Origin of the sequence: Streptomyces guryensis, assembly GCF_021261325.1 — a bacterium.
Lineage (GTDB): Bacteria > Actinomycetota > Actinomycetes > Streptomycetales > Streptomycetaceae > Streptomyces > Streptomyces guryensis.
The window spans coordinates 168,151-184,128 of the sequence record NZ_JAJSBI010000005.1; the positions used below are offsets into that span (position 1 = coordinate 168,151).

The 15,978-nt window shown below is 72.6% G+C and carries 10 protein-coding genes and 1 pseudogene; 2 read left to right on the forward strand and 9 right to left on the reverse strand.

The annotated features are described in order from the left end of the window. From LJ657_RS12640 to LJ657_RS12655, 4 genes are all read right to left on the reverse strand, one after another. Positions 1 to 2,223, reverse strand: a complete 2,223-nt coding sequence (locus LJ657_RS12640; RefSeq protein WP_232648644.1) for an NHLP family bacteriocin export ABC transporter peptidase/permease/ATPase subunit — start codon at positions 2,221 to 2,223, stop codon at positions 1 to 3. Then, positions 2,220 to 3,026 carry an HlyD family efflux transporter periplasmic adaptor subunit gene (locus tag LJ657_RS12645; protein WP_232648645.1) on the reverse strand — a complete coding sequence of 269 codons (807 nt, stop codon included), beginning with the start codon at positions 3,024 to 3,026 and terminating at the stop codon, positions 2,220 to 2,222. Before LJ657_RS12645 ends, LJ657_RS12640 begins: the two co-directional genes overlap by 4 nt. A 120-nt stretch (positions 3,027 to 3,146) precedes the next feature. Continuing rightward, on the reverse strand, positions 3,147 to 3,362 hold the full coding sequence (locus LJ657_RS12650; RefSeq protein WP_232648646.1) for a type A2 lantipeptide: 216 nt from the start codon (positions 3,360 to 3,362) through the stop codon (positions 3,147 to 3,149). 470 nt (positions 3,363 to 3,832) lie between these two features. Then, a complete protein-coding gene (locus LJ657_RS12655) occupies positions 3,833 to 4,246 on the reverse strand; it encodes a PaaI family thioesterase (RefSeq protein ID WP_232648647.1) in 414 nt (137 codons plus the stop codon). Positions 4,247 to 4,436: 190 nt separating this feature from the next. Here LJ657_RS12655 and LJ657_RS12660 point away from each other — a divergent pair, with 190 nt between their 5' ends. Continuing rightward, entirely contained in the window at positions 4,437 to 5,900 is a 1,464-nt protein-coding gene (locus tag LJ657_RS12660) for a S1 family peptidase (protein WP_232648648.1), read from the forward strand. 170 nt (positions 5,901 to 6,070) lie between these two features. Here LJ657_RS12660 and LJ657_RS12665 read toward each other — a convergent pair whose 3' ends face one another. Next, entirely contained in the window at positions 6,071 to 8,215 is a 2,145-nt protein-coding gene (locus tag LJ657_RS12665) for a PP2C family protein-serine/threonine phosphatase (RefSeq protein WP_232648649.1), read from the reverse strand. 369 nt (positions 8,216 to 8,584) lie between these two features. Here LJ657_RS12665 and LJ657_RS12670 point away from each other — a divergent pair. After that, positions 8,585 to 9,064 (forward strand): annotated as a pseudogene (locus LJ657_RS12670) (response regulator transcription factor); the annotation flags it as partial. Here LJ657_RS12670 and LJ657_RS48550 read toward each other — a convergent pair. The 4 genes from LJ657_RS48550 to lanKC all read right to left on the reverse strand — a co-directional run bounded on the left by LJ657_RS48550 (position 8,987) and on the right by lanKC (position 15,846). Continuing rightward, entirely contained in the window at positions 8,987 to 11,083 is a 2,097-nt protein-coding gene (locus LJ657_RS48550; RefSeq protein WP_372487908.1) for an ATP-binding cassette domain-containing protein, read from the reverse strand. The pseudogene LJ657_RS12670 and the gene LJ657_RS48550 overlap by 78 nt on opposite strands. A gap of 196 nt (positions 11,084 to 11,279) precedes the next feature. Next, positions 11,280 to 12,983, reverse strand: a complete 1,704-nt coding sequence (locus LJ657_RS12680) for an ABC transporter ATP-binding protein (protein WP_232648651.1) — start codon at positions 12,981 to 12,983, stop codon at positions 11,280 to 11,282. Between the two features lie 100 nt (positions 12,984 to 13,083). After that, a complete protein-coding gene (locus tag LJ657_RS12685; RefSeq protein WP_232648652.1) occupies positions 13,084 to 13,203 on the reverse strand; it encodes a SapB/AmfS family lanthipeptide in 120 nt (39 codons plus the stop codon). A gap of 75 nt (positions 13,204 to 13,278) precedes the next feature. Continuing rightward, the gene (gene lanKC, locus LJ657_RS12690; protein WP_232648653.1) at positions 13,279 to 15,846 is read right to left on the reverse strand and encodes a class III lanthionine synthetase LanKC; all 2,568 of its coding nucleotides are present in this window, start codon (positions 15,844 to 15,846) and stop codon (positions 13,279 to 13,281) included. Positions 15,847 to 15,978: the final 132 nt, after the last annotated feature.

The following is a 15,978-nucleotide window of genomic DNA, read 5'->3' on the forward strand; positions in this document are numbered from 1 at the left end:
TCATCGCTCCCTGACCAGAGCCGCGTACGCGCCGCCGCGCGTCACCAGGTCCTCGTGCCGCCCGCGTTCCACGATCGTGCCGTGCTGGAGTACGACGATCTCGTCACTGTCGCGCACGGTGCTGAGCCGGTGCGCGATCACCACGCAGGCGCAGCCGCGCTTGCGCAGGTTGTCCATCACGACCTGCTCGGTCTCCGCGTCCAGCGCGCTGGTGACCTCGTCCAGCACCAGGATGCTGGGGCGGCGCACCAGCGCCCGGGCGATCTCCAGGCGCTGACGCTGACCGCCGGAGAAGTTGCGGCCGTCCTGCTCGACCTTGCTGTGGATGCCGCCAGGCCGGCGCGTCACCACGTCGTAGAGCGCGGCGTCCCGCAGCGCGTCGACGACCGCGTCGTCAGGGATCGACGGGTCCCAAAGCGCCACGTTGTCGCGGACCGACCCCTCGAACAGGAAGACCTCCTGGTCGACGAAGGAGACCGAGGCGGCGAGCGCGCCGCGCGGGATGTCGTCCAGGCGCTGTCCGTCGATGCGGATCACGCCCTCCCAGGGGGTGTACAGGCCCGAGATCAGCCGGGAGACCGTGGACTTGCCGCTTCCCGAGCCGCCGACCAGGGCGACCTGCTGGCCGGGGCCGACCGTCAGGTCGAAGCCGGTGAGCAGCGGCTTGTCGAGCGGGTTGTAGCCGAAGGTGATGTTCTCCAGCTCGACATGGCCGTGCAGGCGGCGCGTGGAGTCGCCGGAGCCGGGACGGCCGTAGAGCGGGTCGGCCTGGAAGTTCTCGACGTCCTTCAGCCGGGCCACGTCGGCGGCGAAGTCCTGGATGCGGCCCGCGACGCCGTTCAGCCGGGTGATCGGCGCGGTGAAGCGGGTGACCAGGGCCTGGAAGGCGACCAGCAGGCCCACCGAGATACCGCCCTCGACCGCGCGCATGCCGCCGATCCACAGGATCAGCGCGCTGTTCAGCGAGGCCAGGGTCGGCGCGACCACGCCCAGCCAGGCGCTCGGCACACCGAGGCGCTGCTGCTCCTCCAGGGTGGTGGCGTGCTGCCCGGCCCACTTGCGGAAGTAGCCGTCCTCGCCGCCGGTCGCCTTCATCGTCTCGATCAGCTGCAGCCCGGTGTAGGCGGTGTTGGTGAGCCGGGCACTGTCGGCCCGCAGCTTCGCCGTCCGGGTGGCGCGCAGCCGGATCACGACCCGCATGGCGACGATGTTCAGCAGGGCCACGCCGATGCCGAGGAACGTCAGCTGCGGGTCGTACGTGTACAGCAGCACCGCGTAGAGCACGACGACCACGGCGTCCACGCCCGCCGCCGCCAGGTCGCGGGCCAGGGTCTCGGCCACCTGGTCGTTGGACTGCAGCCGCTGCACCAGGTCGGCCGGGCTGCGCTGGGAGAAGAAGGTGACCGGCAGACGCAGCAGATGCCGCAGGAAGCGGGCGCTGGAGAGGGTGGAGGAGATGATGCGGCCGCGCAGCAGGTTCGCCTGCTGCAGCCACGTCAGCACCACCGTGAGCAGCACGGACGCGCCCATCGACGCGAACAGCACGCCCAGCAGGGAGGTGTTCTGGCCGATCAGGAACTCGTCGATGTACGTCCGGCTGAGCGCGGGCACCGCCGCGCCGACCGCGACCAGCAGCAGGCTCGCCAGCACCGCGGCCGGCATGGTGCCCGCGGTGCCGCGCAGCCGGGCCGGCATCGCGCCCAGGATCCCGGGCTTGCGGCCGCCCTTGCTGAAGCCGTCACCGGGCTCCATGACCAGCACGACACCGGTGAAACTGCCGTCGAAGTCCTCCATCGGCACGAAGCGACGGCCCTTGCCGGGGTCGTTGATGTACACCCCGCGGCGGCCGAAACGGCGCCCCATGCCGTCGTAGACGACGTAGTGGTTGAACTCCCAGAACAGGACCGCCGGCGTCTTCACCTCGGCGAGGGCGGCCGTGTCCATCTGCATGCCCTTGGCGGTCAGGCCGTAACTGCGCGCCGCCTTGAGGAGGTTGCTGGCGCGCGAGCCGTCGCGGGAGACACCGCAGGCGATGCGCAGCTCCTCCAGCGGGACGTGCTTGCCGTAGTGGCCCAGCACCATCGCCAGCGAGGCGGCGCCGCACTCCACGGCCTCCATCTGGAGGACCGTCGGAGTACGGACGGCCTTGGCCTTGCCCTTGGGGACGGGGCGCTTGGGCGGAGCGGCACGGCGCCTGCTCCGCGTCTCCTGTGCGGTGCTCACGGCAGCAGCCAATCGACGGGACGCTGATCGGCCAGCCGGATCGAACCCGAGGCCAGGGTCATGGAGGTGAGGCTGAAGGGCGGCCCGTCCGCGGACGACCACTGGTAGCCGCTCTTCGTGCCCGACGACTTGTCCAGCTTCACCAGTACGGCCACCGGGCGGCCCTTCTTGGTGAACTGCTCGCCCAGCTGGCTGTCCCCGAGGAAGGCGGAGATCTCCTGGGCCGACTGCGCCGAGCGGTCCACGGACTTCACATGACCGCGCAGCACACCGTACGTCTGGGTCGGTACCGACGAGACGGTCAGGTCCACGGCGGCGTTCGCGGGGATGGAGGCCGCGTTCTCGGCGGGCACGTACACCGTGGCGTACAGCGGATCCGCGGCGTGCGCGACCTTCTCCACGGCGGCGACGTTCGCGCCCGTCTGGATGATCTGGCCGATGGTCGCGGCGAGCCCGGTGATCCGGCCGGCGGCTACGGTGCGGACGACGGTGTCGCCCTGCGTCGTACGGACCTTCAGGACCGGGGAGCCGGCCGGCAGCCGCTCGCCCTGCTGGGCGAGCACCGCCGTGACCTGGCCCGCCACGGGGCTCTGCAGGATGTAGCTGCCCTCACCGTGCGTGAGGATGGCGGGCGCGCCCACCGTGGAGGTCACCGAGCCGGTCACCGCCCACACCGAGGCGGCCGCCATCGCGACCACCGTCACCGAAAGGACGAGCCAGCCCTGGGGGCGGGCGAAACGCACCGGAAGATCGAGTTCGTCCGGCGACTGGAGCTTGGCGAGGGCCTGTTGGCGGAACTGCACGGAATTTCCCTCACCTGAAAACGAGAGAGGACCGGCTCGCACGAGCCGGCTGGTTTCTGGCAACCGAAGGCCCCGGAGCCGCGATACGACTCCGGGACTCGACGATCACAAAAGGCGCGATCAGAGACCGGCGACCAGGTTGGTGACCGGAGCGGTGTTCAGGCCGGTCACACCCTCGACGGTGCCGACGACCGTGTCGACCGTGCCGGAAACGGGAGCAATGCCGTCCAGCGCACCGGTGACGGAGTTGACAGCGTTGATCGACAGGCCGCCGGAAACGGCGTCGAGCTCGGCGTCCGAGATCTCAGCGGTCTCAACACGGGGGGTGGAGTTCATGATGGAACTTCCCTTCGTATGGATATTTCACAAGGGGGGAGCGGCCCCCCTCTGGGGACAGAGCGACGGCCGCGACCGCAGGTGCCGGGCTCCCGTTTCCGGTGACCCTTCGCGGTCCCTGCGGTGCGATGGATCAAAGCACGCTGCGGGTGCGCCCTTCCAATCAACCAATGGCCTCACCAGGCAACTTGAGCCCCAGGGGCACCCATCCGTGCAGGCTTGCGCACGGCTCGATGGCGAGTTCTTCACATGCGCCACGACATCGGTTCGTCAGCGGCCTTGCCGCCTGCGCGACGAATCCGACACTCCCGCCCCAATGGCGTGGCGAAGGCTGCCGGAGTGTGCAGAACCTTCGCGCACGGTGACTTGGTTGCGTATTGGATGTGCAGATTCGCTGAAAGCAGGATTCCGATCAGTGTTCTGAACGGACGGTTGTCGATCGACTGCGGACAGTGTCAGTCCAGAACCGCTCAGCCGAGAAGCGCGTAGACCGTGCTCGCACGTGCGGCGAGTTCACCCGAGGCCTCGGCGGTCATCGTGATGTCCGCGAATGCCATACGGCGGCCCAGTTTGGTCAGCACCGCTTCGATCAGGACATCCGAACCCGTCACCGCGCGCTGGAACGACGTCGACTGCTGGACCGTCGTCATCGGTCCGTAGGCCCCGCGGGCGGCCGACACGGCGATCACGGTGGCCGTGTCGGCGGCGGCCATCAGGGCCTGCCCCGACAGCCCGCCGCCCTCCCGGGACAGCCGGTCCGACCAGGGAAGTCGCAGCGTCGCCCGGTCGTCGGCCAGGGCCTCGACCGTGAGGCCCAGCTGGAGGACCCAAGGGGCGAAGTTGGCGGAGAGGATCTTGTCGGCTTCGGCGGTCGTCATCGTCATATGGGCGATTGTTCCCCGTGCCGCTTCGTCAGACGCGGGTCATGGCCGATTCGGCATTGTGCGAAGCGAGTTGGCAAACGGAATTGAACGCACCCTGCGGCCCGTGCGTACCAACAGCCATCCAGGCGCCCCGAACAGAACAGCTGCCGCACGGCGGCACAGACTCCGGTCCCCCAGGAGGTCGAGAAGTTTGAGTCACAAGCGAATTCCGAAGCGCAAGGCCGCGATCGCGGCAGGCAGCGTCGCGGCGCTCGGCGCAGCCGTCATCCTGCTGCCGAACGCCAACGCGTCGCAGGACGGGTCGTCGGCGACTGCCGCTCCCAAGACCCTGAAGGCGACCGACGCCTCGAATCTCGCCTCGCAGCTCCAGAACCTGCTCGGTGACGCCTTCGCCGGTTCGTACTACGACTCGGGCACGCAGCAGCTCACCGTCAACGTCATATCCGGCGACAAGAACAACGTGGTCGTCCAGGCGGAGAAGGCGGGCGCGAAGGTCCGCGAGGTCAAGAACAGCCTCGCCGCGCTGAAGGCGGGCGCGCGGACCCTGAAGGCCGATGCGACCATCCCGGGCACCGCCTGGGCGATCGACCCGAAGACCAACAAGCTCGCCGTCACCGCCGACTCCACCGTCACCGGCGCCAAGTGGAACAGACTGACGTCGACGGTCAAGAGCCTCGGCGCCGACATGGCCACCGTGAAGAAGTCCGCCGGCACCTTCAGGACGAAGGTGTCGGGCGGTGACGCCATCTTCGCCCAGACCGCCCAGGGAGGGGTCCGCTGCTCCCTCGGCTTCAACGTCACCGCCAGCGACGGCAGTCCTGCCTTCCTGACCGCCGGTCACTGCGGAGTGGCGGCCAAGCAGTGGTCCGATTCCCAGAACGGCCAGCCGGTCGCCACCGTCGATCAGGCCAAGTTCCCGGGCAACGACTTCTCGCTGGTCAAGTACGACGACACCAGCACGCAGGCGCCCAGCGAGGTCAACGCCGGTAACGGCCAGACCGTCCAGATCACGAAGGCCGCGGACGCCACCGTGGGCGAGACGGTCTTCCGGATGGGCAGCACGACAGGCCTGCACAACGGCCAGGTCACCGGCCTCGACGCCACCGTCAACTTCGCGAGCGAGACCGTTCCGGGCGGCACCGACACCGTCAACGGCCTCATCCAGACCAACGTCTGCGCCGAGGCCGGTGACAGCGGCGGCTCCCTGTTCACGCAGGACGGCAGTGCGGTCGGCCTGACCTCCGGCGGCAGCGGCGACTGCACCGCCGGCGGCGAGACCTTCTTCCAGCCGGTGACCGCGGCCCTGCAGGCCACGGGCGCGACCCTGGGTGACGGCGGCGCGGGTGCGGGCGCCGGTGCGGGCGACCAGGCAGGCACCGCCGACCCGTCCGCCTCGGCCTCGGCCGGCGACCAGGCGGGCGGCGGCGACGCGGTCGGCGGCGGCGACCAGGCGGGCACCGCCGACCCGTCCGCGACGGCCAGTGACGGTGCCGGGACCGGCGACCAGTCCGGCAACGGCGTCGGCGACCAGTCCGGGGCCGGTGCCGGTGACCAGTCGGGGGCCGGTGCGGGTGACCAGTCCGGCGCCGGTACGGGCAACCAGAGCGGCACCGGCGCGGGCGACGGTTCGTCGTCCCTCACCGGGTCCCGGTGATCGGGCCCCGCTCACTGACCGAGCGCACTCACAACGCGCCGACCCACTGATGGAGACCCACTGATCGGCCTCCAGCGCGGTTCCGGTCGACGGTGGACGGTCCGGCCCTCCGGCGGGAGGGCCGGACCGCGTCGTGTCAGCCCGCGTCCACAGGTCGCGTCCGGGGGACGTCAACGGGCCCGCAGCAGCAACAGCGCCACGTCGTCGAGCCGTTCGCGCGCGGCCGTGCTGTGGTGTACGAGATGGTCGGCCAGCTCGTCCAGGGGCAACTCGCCCGCTTCCGTGAGGCGTTCGCCGAGGCCGGCGAGAGCGTCCTCGATGTCGACGCCGGGGGACTCGATCAACCCGTCCGTGTAGAGGGCCAGTACGGAGCCGGGAGCGAGGTCGACCTCCGTCGTCGGGTAGGTGGCGGAGCCGTCGATGCCGAGCAGCGGGCCGCCGGCGAGGTCGAGCACCCGTACCCGCCCGTCGGGGCGGCGCAGCAGCGGCGGTGGATGACCCGCCCGGGCCATCACGGCGCGCCCGCGCGCGGGATCGAGCCGTAGATACAGACAGCTGGCGAACAGATCGGCGCCGAGGTCGATCAGCAGCCGGTTGGTGCTGCCCATGACCTCCTCGGGGGCCTGTCCGACGGTCGTGTAGGCGCGGACGGCGGTGCGGATCTGCCCCATCAGCCCGGCGGCGGTCACGTTGTGGCCCTGCACGTCCCCGATGACCGCCGCCGCCCCGCCCCGCGTCGGCACCAGGTCATAGAAGTCGCCGCCGATCTCCATGCCGTGCGTGGCGGGCAGATAGCGGGAGGCCGAGTCGATGCCGGCCAACGGCGGCAGCGAGTGCGGCAGCAGGGCCGCCTGCAGGCCGTGCGCCAACTGGTGCTTGGCGTCGTAGAGCAGGGCCCGCTCCAGGGCCTGCGCGATCAGACCGCCCAGGCTCGTCAGCACCGCCCGCTCGTCCGCGGGGAACGGATGCGGTTCGGCATAGGCGAGCACACAGGTGCCCACCGGGCGTCCCGAGGCGATCAACGGCAGATAGGCCCAGGCCGCGAAGGAGTCCGGGGTGGCGTGCCGCGACGGGTACAGGCGTTCCAGCTGCTCCCGGGAGTCGAAGAACGCGGGCACCCCGGTGTTGAGGGCGTGCGTGCCCGGCGTCGGCTCCGCGAGCGGCAGTCCGTCGAACCGCTCCACGACGTGCGCGTCCGGATACCCGCGGTGCCCCAGTACGTGCAGCCGCCCCGCCCGGGAGCCGAGAACCACCAGCGCCTGGCTGCCGACGGCCGGCGCGATCTCGTCCGCGACCAGTTGCACCACGTCCTGCACCCCCACCGCCTCGGTCAGCGCACCGGCCAGCGTCAGCACCTGGGAGATGGTGACCAGCCGGGACGGGGCGTCGCCGGGCTGCGGCCCTGCCCGGTTCATCTCTGCCACCGCCCGCGCCCGGGTGACCCGGACACTGAGCCCGGTCGTACTGGGATACATCCGGAAGGACAGCCAGTCCCCGGGCGGGCGCAGCGCCACGAACGAGGTGGTCTGCTGGCTCATCAGCGCGGCCCGGTAGCGGTCCTCGTACACGGGGTCGTTGAGCCAGGGCACCGACGCCCACAGCTGTGTGCCCAGCAGCCTGCTGACCGGGAGTCCGATCAGCTCGGCCGCCGCGGCGTTGGCGAAGGCGACCCGGCCGTGCAGATCGAGCGAGCACAGTCCGTACGGCAGCCGGGACACCATCCGTGCCGCCTCCACCGTGCCGAGCGTCCCGGCCGCGCCGCCCATCGGCGGGACGCCGAGCAGATCGGGCTCGGGCAGCAGCGGGTGTCTCTCATCGAGGGCCCGCTCCAGCCGCTTGGCGAGCCGGTCGCAGGCCGCCGTCAGATGCTCCCGCTCGCGGTCGGACAGGTCGGGAGGATGGGTGCCGGGCCAGGTCACGAAGACGGCGCCGTACGCGGTCGAGCCGGTGGCCACCGGTACCGCGGCCAGCGCGAAGGGGTAGGGCAGCACCACGGCGATGCGCGGATAGCGGGCCGCCATCTCCTCCTCGCCGCCCACCCACACCAGCCGTCGCTCCCGCACCGCCTCGGAGACCGGGATCGGCGCGCTCAGCCCCACCCGCTCCCAGGGCGCGGCGAAGGCCCGGGGCAGGCCCGCCATCACGGCCATCTCCAGTACGGGTTCGGCGGGCGACAGCAGATACACGGCGCCGGAGTGCGCGTGGACGTCGTCCATCATCGAGGCCAGCGCCAGGGACAGCAGGGGGCGGCCCACCCGCGTCCTCGCGGCCGCCGGCGCCTGTGCGGACGTCTGCCCGTCGGACACGCCGACCACCTCCTCGCACGGCCGGGCGACGGGTCCCAGGGATCAATCTGCCCCCTGGCGGCCGCTCGCGCACGGCGAGCGGTGGCCGGGAGGGCGCCGCCCGGCCCGCGTACGGGCACACGACAGCCCCCGGCCCGGTGAAGAGACCCCGCGTACCCCCCTGCCCCCGGAGCATGCCCCCTCAGTTGATGCGCGGGACGGTGTGCGGGCGCCGCCTGTGCGCCCCCGCGCCCCCTCTTGGCCGGTTCTTCGCGCCCATGAACGGTCGCGGGCGCCAACAATGGGCACGCGTTCAACACAATGCGACCGCGGACGGACAGCTGAGGGGCGGCAGTGATCCGGGTACTTCTGGTGCATGACGAGTGTCTGGTGCGGTCGGTGCTGGCGGACTGGCTGCGCCGGGAGCCCGACCTCGGAGTGGAGGACACGGCGTGGCGCAGTGCACCCGGCCGGGTGAGATCCCTGCGGCCCGATGTCTGCGCGGCGGACCTGGAGTGCGCCGACGCGTACGGCATCCCGCCGCTGGGCGAGCTGCGCTCCCGGGGCCCGGGCACGGCGCCGCCGGGACTTCTCGTGCTTGCCAGTGCGAACAGGCCCGGCCTGCTGAAACGGGCGATCGAGGCGGGGGCACTCGGCTATGTCGACAAGGAGGCCTCACCGGAACACCTCGTGCACGGGATCCGGCGGGTCGCCAAGGGGGAACGTTTCGTCAACGACTCGCTGGGCTTCGGGTTCCTCAAGGCCGCCGAGATGCCGCTGACCCGCCGGGAGCTGAGCGTGTTATCCCTGGCCGCCGAGGGCGCCTCCGTCGCGGAGATCGCGGGGAGTCTGCACCTGTCCCACGGGACCGTGCGCAACTACATGGCGGCCATCACCCGCAAGACCGGGGCCCGCAACCGCATCGACGCGATCCGCATCTCGCAGGGGGAGGGCTGGCTGTGACGGTACGGGTGCCCAGCTGCCGACGAGCTCCCGGTAAAGCGGCGAGGTCTCCAGCAGCTCGTGGTGGGTTCCGCACGCCGTGCCCCGCCCGTCCATGACCAGCACGCGGTCGGCCCGCCGCGCCGAGCTGATGCGGTGCGCGACCACGACGAGGGTGCCGCCCGGCCGCTGCGCGAAGGCACGCTCCGCTCGTTCCTCGGCCTGCGGATCCAGATGACAGGTCGCCTCGTCGAGCAGGGCGAGGGGGGCGTCCGAGAGATAGGCGCGGGCCAGCGCGATGAGCTGCCGTTCGCCCGCGGAGAGCACCGCGGGGTCGATCTCGGCGCCGGGCCCGCCGAGCGCGTCGACCAGCGGACCGAGCCCGACGGCTTCGGCCGCCGCGACCAGCTCCGCCTCGGACACGGGGTCCTGCCGGAAGTGGGCGAGGTTGTCGGCGACGGTGCCGGTGAAGACGTACGCCTCCTGGGGAATGAGCACCCGCTGCCCAGCGGCCGCCGCCGACGGCACCGGCTCCCCGCCCACCAGGATCGTCCCGCGTCGCGGTTCCAACAGTCCCGCGACCAGAGCGGTGAGCGTGGACTTCCCGATACCGCTGGGACCGACGACGGCAAGGTGGGAGCCGGGAGGAAGGGTGAGGTCCAGGTTCTCCATCACGGGAGTGGCGGTGGGGCTGTAGGCGAAGGTGACGGAGGTGAGGGAGAGGGCGGGGGCGGCGGTCGTGTCGTGGGGAGCCGGGGGCCGCGGGATCCCCTGGAGGGGGTGGCTCGGTGCGGCGGGGACCTGGTGGGGGTGGTCGCCCGGTGTGGCTGGGGGCGGCGAATGGCCTGGCGCAGTGGTCGGACGTCCGCCTTGCTCGCCGGGTGCGGATGGCGCCTTGCCGCGCTGATCGGCGGTGGTTGTTGAGGGGGTGGGCCGGTCGGCCGGTGCCGGGCTGGGCAGAGCCGATTCGCGGTGGCCGCCGTGGTTGTCTGTTCCGGTTCGATCCGGGGCCGGCCGGTCGGTGCTGGGCCCGTGGGGCTGGGCCAGCCGGCGTAGGACCACCGTCAGACGTGAGCCGCTCGAGCCCAGGCCGTGGACGAGGTTGCGGAGGGCCGGGAGGAGGGACTGGGTGATGTAGGCGAGGGCGCCGACCAGGGCACCCGTGGTGACGCCCCGGGACAGAAGCCAGGGAGCGGCGGCGAGCAGCACAACCATCGGGAGCTGGCCGCCGATGGCGAGCGACGCGATGCGCAGGACGCCCCAGCGGGCGAGGGAGCGGGCGGCCCGCAGTTCGGCGTCGACGCGTTCCCCGGTGTCGGCGGCGATGCGCTCCTCGGCTCCGGTGGCGGTGATGTCCCGCAGCGCCGGGCAGACGGCCCCCAGCCGGTCGGCCAGGGCCTCGTCCGCGACGAGGAACGCCTCCTGCCGCCGGGCCAACGGCCGCAGCGACGCCGCGAACACGGCCACCCCGGCAACCAACGGCGGCCCCACGACCAGCAGGAGCAGCGGGGCGAGCGAGAACAGCCCGACGAACGCCCCCACCGCCGTGAACACGAACGACCGCGACACCATCACGAGCCCGGCGAAGGTGTCCCGCGCGATCTCCACCTGCTGGGTGAGCCTCGACAGCGCCCCGCCGTCGGCCTCCCGCACCCCGCGCCCGACCACCTTTGCGACGAGCCGGTCCCGCAGGGGTTCCACCAGCTCGGCGACGGCCGCGTACACCCGCCCGGTCCCGTACGCACCCACGACGACACCGAGCCCGGCCACCCCGAGCCAGGCCAGCCCGACCTCGGCCCGCCCGGCCAGGAACCCCGCGTCCAGTGCCTGCGCCGGGGCGTACCCGGTGACGAAGGTCTGCCCCGTCTCCAGCACGGACCACCCGGCGAGCCGCACCACGACCCGCCGGCGGTCCCGCAGGAAACGGAGACCGCGCACAGCGATCCCCCCGGTCATGGACGTACCTCGCCGCGCGCCGCCCCGGTCGTTCATGCCGGTGCTCCGTTCCCGGCCACGGCCCGGAAGCCGGCGCCCCGCCACGTCTCCACGCCCGCCCTCACGGCACGTCCCGCGCCCGGCTGCTCATGGGAACCGTGCGGCGGGACGACTCCGCCCCGCCGAAGCCCGCGACCACCCTCGTAGCCCGCGCCGTTCACGCCGGGCCCCCATCCCCGAACACCGACCGATACCCGGCCAGCCGCCACAACTGCGCATGCGTCCCCACCGCCCGCACCCGCCCCCCGTCCAGCCACGCCACCGCATCCGCCCGGGAGGCCGTGGCCGCCCGATGGGCGATGAGGAGCCGGGTGCGGTCCGAGCCCTGCGTCAGGGCCTCGGCGATCTGTGCTTCCGTCACCGTGTCGAGGCTGGAGAGGGCGTCGTCGAGGATGAGCAGGCGGCCGTCGTGGGCGAAGGCCCGGGCCAGGCCCAGGCGTTGGGACTCGCCGCCGGAACGGGGCGCGTCGGCGCACGCGGTGGCGTAGCCCTTCGGCAGGCGGTGGACGAAGTCGTCGGCGCGGGCCAGGCGCGTCGCCTCGCGGATCCGTGCGGGGGAGGGGGGCTGCGGACCGAGCGCCAGCGTGTCCTCGATCGTGGTGCCGAGGAGGGCGGGGCGCTCGAAGGCGTATCCGACGGATTGGCGCAGGTCGGTGTGGGTCAGTTGGCGGAGGGGGACGCCGTCGAGCAGGATTTCTCCGCCGTCCGGGTCGGCCAGGCGTCCGGCGAGTGCGGCGAGCAGCGACTTGCCCGTGCCGGAACGGCCGACCACGGCGAGTGTCGTGCCGCCGGGGACGACGAGGTCGACGCCGTCGAGGAGGGTGCGGTCGCCGCGCCGCGCCGTCACGCCGCGCAGCTCCAAGTGGCCGGGGCCGGGCGGAAGCCGGCGGTCTCCATAGGTCACGGCCGGCTCCGCCAGTACCTCGTCGAGGCGCCCGGCGGCCGCCCTGGCCCGGGCCAGACTCGCGAACTGGCCGACCAGCACGCCGACGCCCGCCGCGAGGACCGCGTACCGGGAGGCCGCAAGCACCTCGCCGACCGACAGCCGGTGCCGGGTGAGGAGCACTCCGGCGACCGCGATGACGCCCAGCTGCAGCAGCGGCGCCACGGCGCTCGCCTGTGCCGCGGCCCGCCCCTGCACCCGCCACATGCGGTGGCCCGCGCGGGACAGTTCGGGCAGGGGGCGCAGGATGCGAGCCGTCTCCTTGCCCGCCGTACCCGCGGCGGCGATGGTGCGATGCCCGGCCACCGCCTCCGCCAGCGCGCCCGCGATCCGCCCCTGCACCTTCTGGTAGTCCGCCACACAGCGTGTCGTGTCACGGGCGAAGGTGCGCAGAAGGAGCGTCAGGAGTGGTCCTCCGGCCAGGAACACGGCCGCCAGCCACGGGTCGATCAGGCCGAGCGCCACGACGCCCCCGACGGGACCGGCCAGCGCGGCGAGCAGTGCGGCTCGGGCGGCCGGAGCGGTTCCTGCCTGGGCCGCGTTGCCGACGAGGCGGGCGACGAGATCGCCGGGCCCGAAGCGGGTGGCGGCACGCGGGCCGACGGCCAGCACGTGCCCCGTCAGCCGCCGCCGCAGCCACGCCGCCGTCCGGGCGTCTACGGTGCCGCCCAGCACGGTCTCGCAGGCGTCGAGCAGGGCCAGCAGCAGCACGATCCCCGCGCAGTACAGCACCCAGCGGGTCGCGGGGGAGTGTGCCAGGAGCAGGTCGAGGGCGCGGCCGAGCGCGGCCGGCAGCAGGAGCCCCGCACCGGTCGACGCCGTGCTCATCAGGCAGAGGGCGATGCAGCGCGCGCCGCTGTGCCGGGTCGCGGAGTTCAGCAACGCGGCGGCGGGGGCGGCGTCGGCACGAGTCGTCATACGGCTGCGGCCTCGCATCCGGGGTCGGGGGAGCGCAGGACCCCGGGCGGCCCCTCCCTCGCGGGAGCGGACCGCCCGGAGCCGTGGGTGCACGGTGCCGTCAGAGACAGAGCAGAACGCTCGCTGCGCTGATGCAGGAGAGCAGGCTCGCGGTGCTGGCGCCGCCGCCACCGCCGGTGTGCTCGTCGGATTCCATCGTCTGCAGGTCGAGCAGTGCCATTTCGTGTCCTTCCATCTGTGTGTTCACCCGTGGGGACGGGGTTGGGTCACGGCTCCGTCAGGTTGCGGAGCCGCGTCATCGGGGCCGCCGCAGCGGCGGGAGGAACGGCAGGTGGGCGCTGTCACCGGTGGCCGCCGCGAGGGCGAGCAGACATCCTGCCGTTCCGGTGGCGAGGTCCATGGACAGCCGCATCATCTGGTGCCCGGGGAAGGCCAGTTGGCCCTCGTACGCCATCGCGTACCAGCCGAGCGCGGCGATCTGCTCGGCCAGGTGTCGGTCCGTGGCGCTCGGGTCCGTGGTGCGGCCGAGGTGCAGGATCATGCCGGCGCGGCCCTGGAAGAGGCCGGGCTGTGCGTAGAAGCGGGAGGTGGCGGCGGTGAGGATGCCGCAGCGTGCCTTGTCGAACTCCGCGTCGGCGGCGTGTGCGAGATAGTCGTCGAGGACCATGCCGAGGCCCGCGCTGCCGTCACCGAGGTAGGGCAGGGTCCGCCAGCCCTCGTCGACCTCCAGGCCGCCGCCGCTCTTCTGCACGACGCAGCAGTCCAGGTCCCGGCGCAGCGCCACCCCGGCCGCCTCCAACAGCGCTGCGTCGCTGGTCCACTCGTACTGCCGTAGCAGGAACAGGGCCGGCCCGCTTGCGCCCCGCAGTAGCCCGGCCCGCCGCCGGGGCGCGTCCGGCACCGGCTCGGCGAGTCGTCGTACGAGGATCTCCGCGGCCTCCGCGGCCCGATCGCGCAGCTCCGGCTCGCCGGTGGCGCTTGCCAGTTGGCCGAGGACGAGGCCGAGGCCGGCCAGGCCGCCGTGCAGGGTGGAGGAGAGGTTCTGCCATTTCTCGGCGAGGATGCCCTCGACCAGGTCCAGGGCCCGCTGCCGGTGGCCGAGCCGGTCCAGGACGTGCGCGACGCCCGCGAGCCCGTCGTACAGGCCGAGCGGTGTGCCGACAGGCGCCGGGTCCGTGTGGGCGAGCAGCCAGCGTTCGCCCTCCTCGTACCGTTCGGCGCCGGTCTCGGCCAGCGCGTACAGCACTCCGGCCGCGCCGTGGGCGAGCCCGAGTCCGCCGCCGTCCGAGAACTGGGCGATGTCGCCCGGGAAGAGCCGGTCGTCGCGCTCCGGTGTGGCCGAGGCGAGGACCGCCTTGACCATCGAGTCACGGCTGTGCGGCCAGTCGCCGGGCCGCACCAGCGCCGGGGCACCCACACCGGCGCCCCGCGTGATCTCCGCGACCGCCTCGTCCAGGAACTCCCGTGGCACGTCCGGGAACTGCTCGGCGATCACCTCGGCCAGGTGGGCCGCCTTGCCGCGGTCGACGACGAACAAGGTGGTGACGGGCAGGAACAGCGCGAGGCGTAAGCAGGCCAGCGCATAGCGGTCGACGTCGGTGCCCGTCCGGTCGGGCGGGGCGAAGAAGCCGGGGTGGGCGACGACCTGACGGCCGCTCGCAGCCACCGGCGCCGCCGCCTCGAAGTCCAGCAGGGACACCGACTCCTCGTCCGGCGCGACCATGATGTTGAAGACGTGCAGGTCGTTGAAGACGATCCCGCGCGCGTGCACCGCCTCCACCGCACGCTCCACCGCCCCGTGGATGCGCACCGCCCACGCCGAGTAGCGCGCGACGGCCTCCGGATCCGGGTCGGGGGTCAGCAGCGGATGCCGTTCGGCGAAGAAGGAGTTGAGGGGGCGCCCCTCCAGGAAGTCCATGACCAGGAACCGGTGGTCGCCCAGCTCGAACCAGTCCCGCACCTCCGGCACCACGCCGGTCCCCGCCACCTGCTCCAGCGCCTGCTTCTCGCGCTCCAGCCGGGTGATCGCGTCGGCGCCGTCGGAGGCCAGCCCCGCGTGCGGCCGCCCCTCCTTGAGTACCACCTTGCGCCCGTCCCGGGTGTCGGTGCCCGAGTACACCCCGCCGCCGTTGGAGAAGTGCAGCGCCTTCTCGATGCGATACGGCAGCTCGCCCACCGTCGTGGTGTTGCGGGCCGCCAGATGCGGCTCCAGGAACGCCGGCAGCGTCACCCACTCCGGCACCTGGAAGGACGGCGCTCGCCGGTCCGGCACCAGCGTGCCCGCGCCGTCGCGCACCGCCGGCACGAGCGAGCCCCGCTCGTCGACGACGAAGGCGCGCGCGAAAGCGCCGTAGCGGACGTAGAGCGGGCCCTCGTGCCAGCGCAGGTCGGTGAGGATGTACGGCCCCTCGAAACCCTCCAGCAACCGGCCCAGTTCGCGCAGCACCCGGTGGAGCTGCTCCTCGTCGGCCGGATAGACCGTGACGAACTTGCCGCTGGTGTCGCGCGCCGCGTACTTCGTGTTGCGCAGGTGCAGCAGGTGCGGTCCGGGCACGAACTTGAACGGGATCCGGCGCGGCACGCAGTAGTCCCACACGATCTCCGCGATCCGCTCCGCGTTCGCCCGGGTGGCCGAGGCGTGGATCTTCCAGCCCTGCGCCGGGCCCGCCGACGGGCTGCCGTCCGCGCCGAGCGGCGTCAGCGTCAGCCAGTCGCCGATCCGCGCCGACTCCCAGCCCTCCGGCACCTCACGGCGGGCGGTCTCGAAGAGCGGTGCCGTCTGCTGTCCGGCAGCCGCCAGCCGGTCCGGCGTCTCGTAGAAGTGTCTGTCCGCGAGTGCGTACACCTCGTACCGCTTGTCCATCGATCCCCCTCCGTGGCCCGGCACCGACACTTCCAGCCGTCCGAGGCCCGGGACAGTCACGCCCGTCACGAGATCACCGTGCGATACGCACGCGTCAAGACATGTTCGGCGCCTTTCGAGTCGGCGCCCCCG

Coding starts and splice junctions, on each gene's coding strand:
- LJ657_RS12655 (WP_232648647.1), bottom strand. CDS start 4,246: ATGACGATGACGACCGCCGAAGCCGACAAGATCCTCTCCGCCAACTTC.
- lanKC (WP_232648653.1), bottom strand. CDS start 15,846: ATGGACAAGCGGTACGAGGTGTACGCACTCGCGGACAGACACTTCTAC.
- LJ657_RS12650 (WP_232648646.1), bottom strand. CDS start 3,362: ATGAACTCCACCCCCCGTGTTGAGACCGCTGAGATCTCGGACGCCGAG.
- LJ657_RS12680 (WP_232648651.1), bottom strand. CDS start 12,983: ATGACGACTCGTGCCGACGCCGCCCCCGCCGCCGCGTTGCTGAACTCC.
- LJ657_RS48550 (WP_372487908.1), bottom strand. CDS start 11,083: ATGACCGGGGGGATCGCTGTGCGCGGTCTCCGTTTCCTGCGGGACCGC.
- LJ657_RS12685 (WP_232648652.1), bottom strand. CDS start 13,203: ATGGCACTGCTCGACCTGCAGACGATGGAATCCGACGAGCACACCGGC.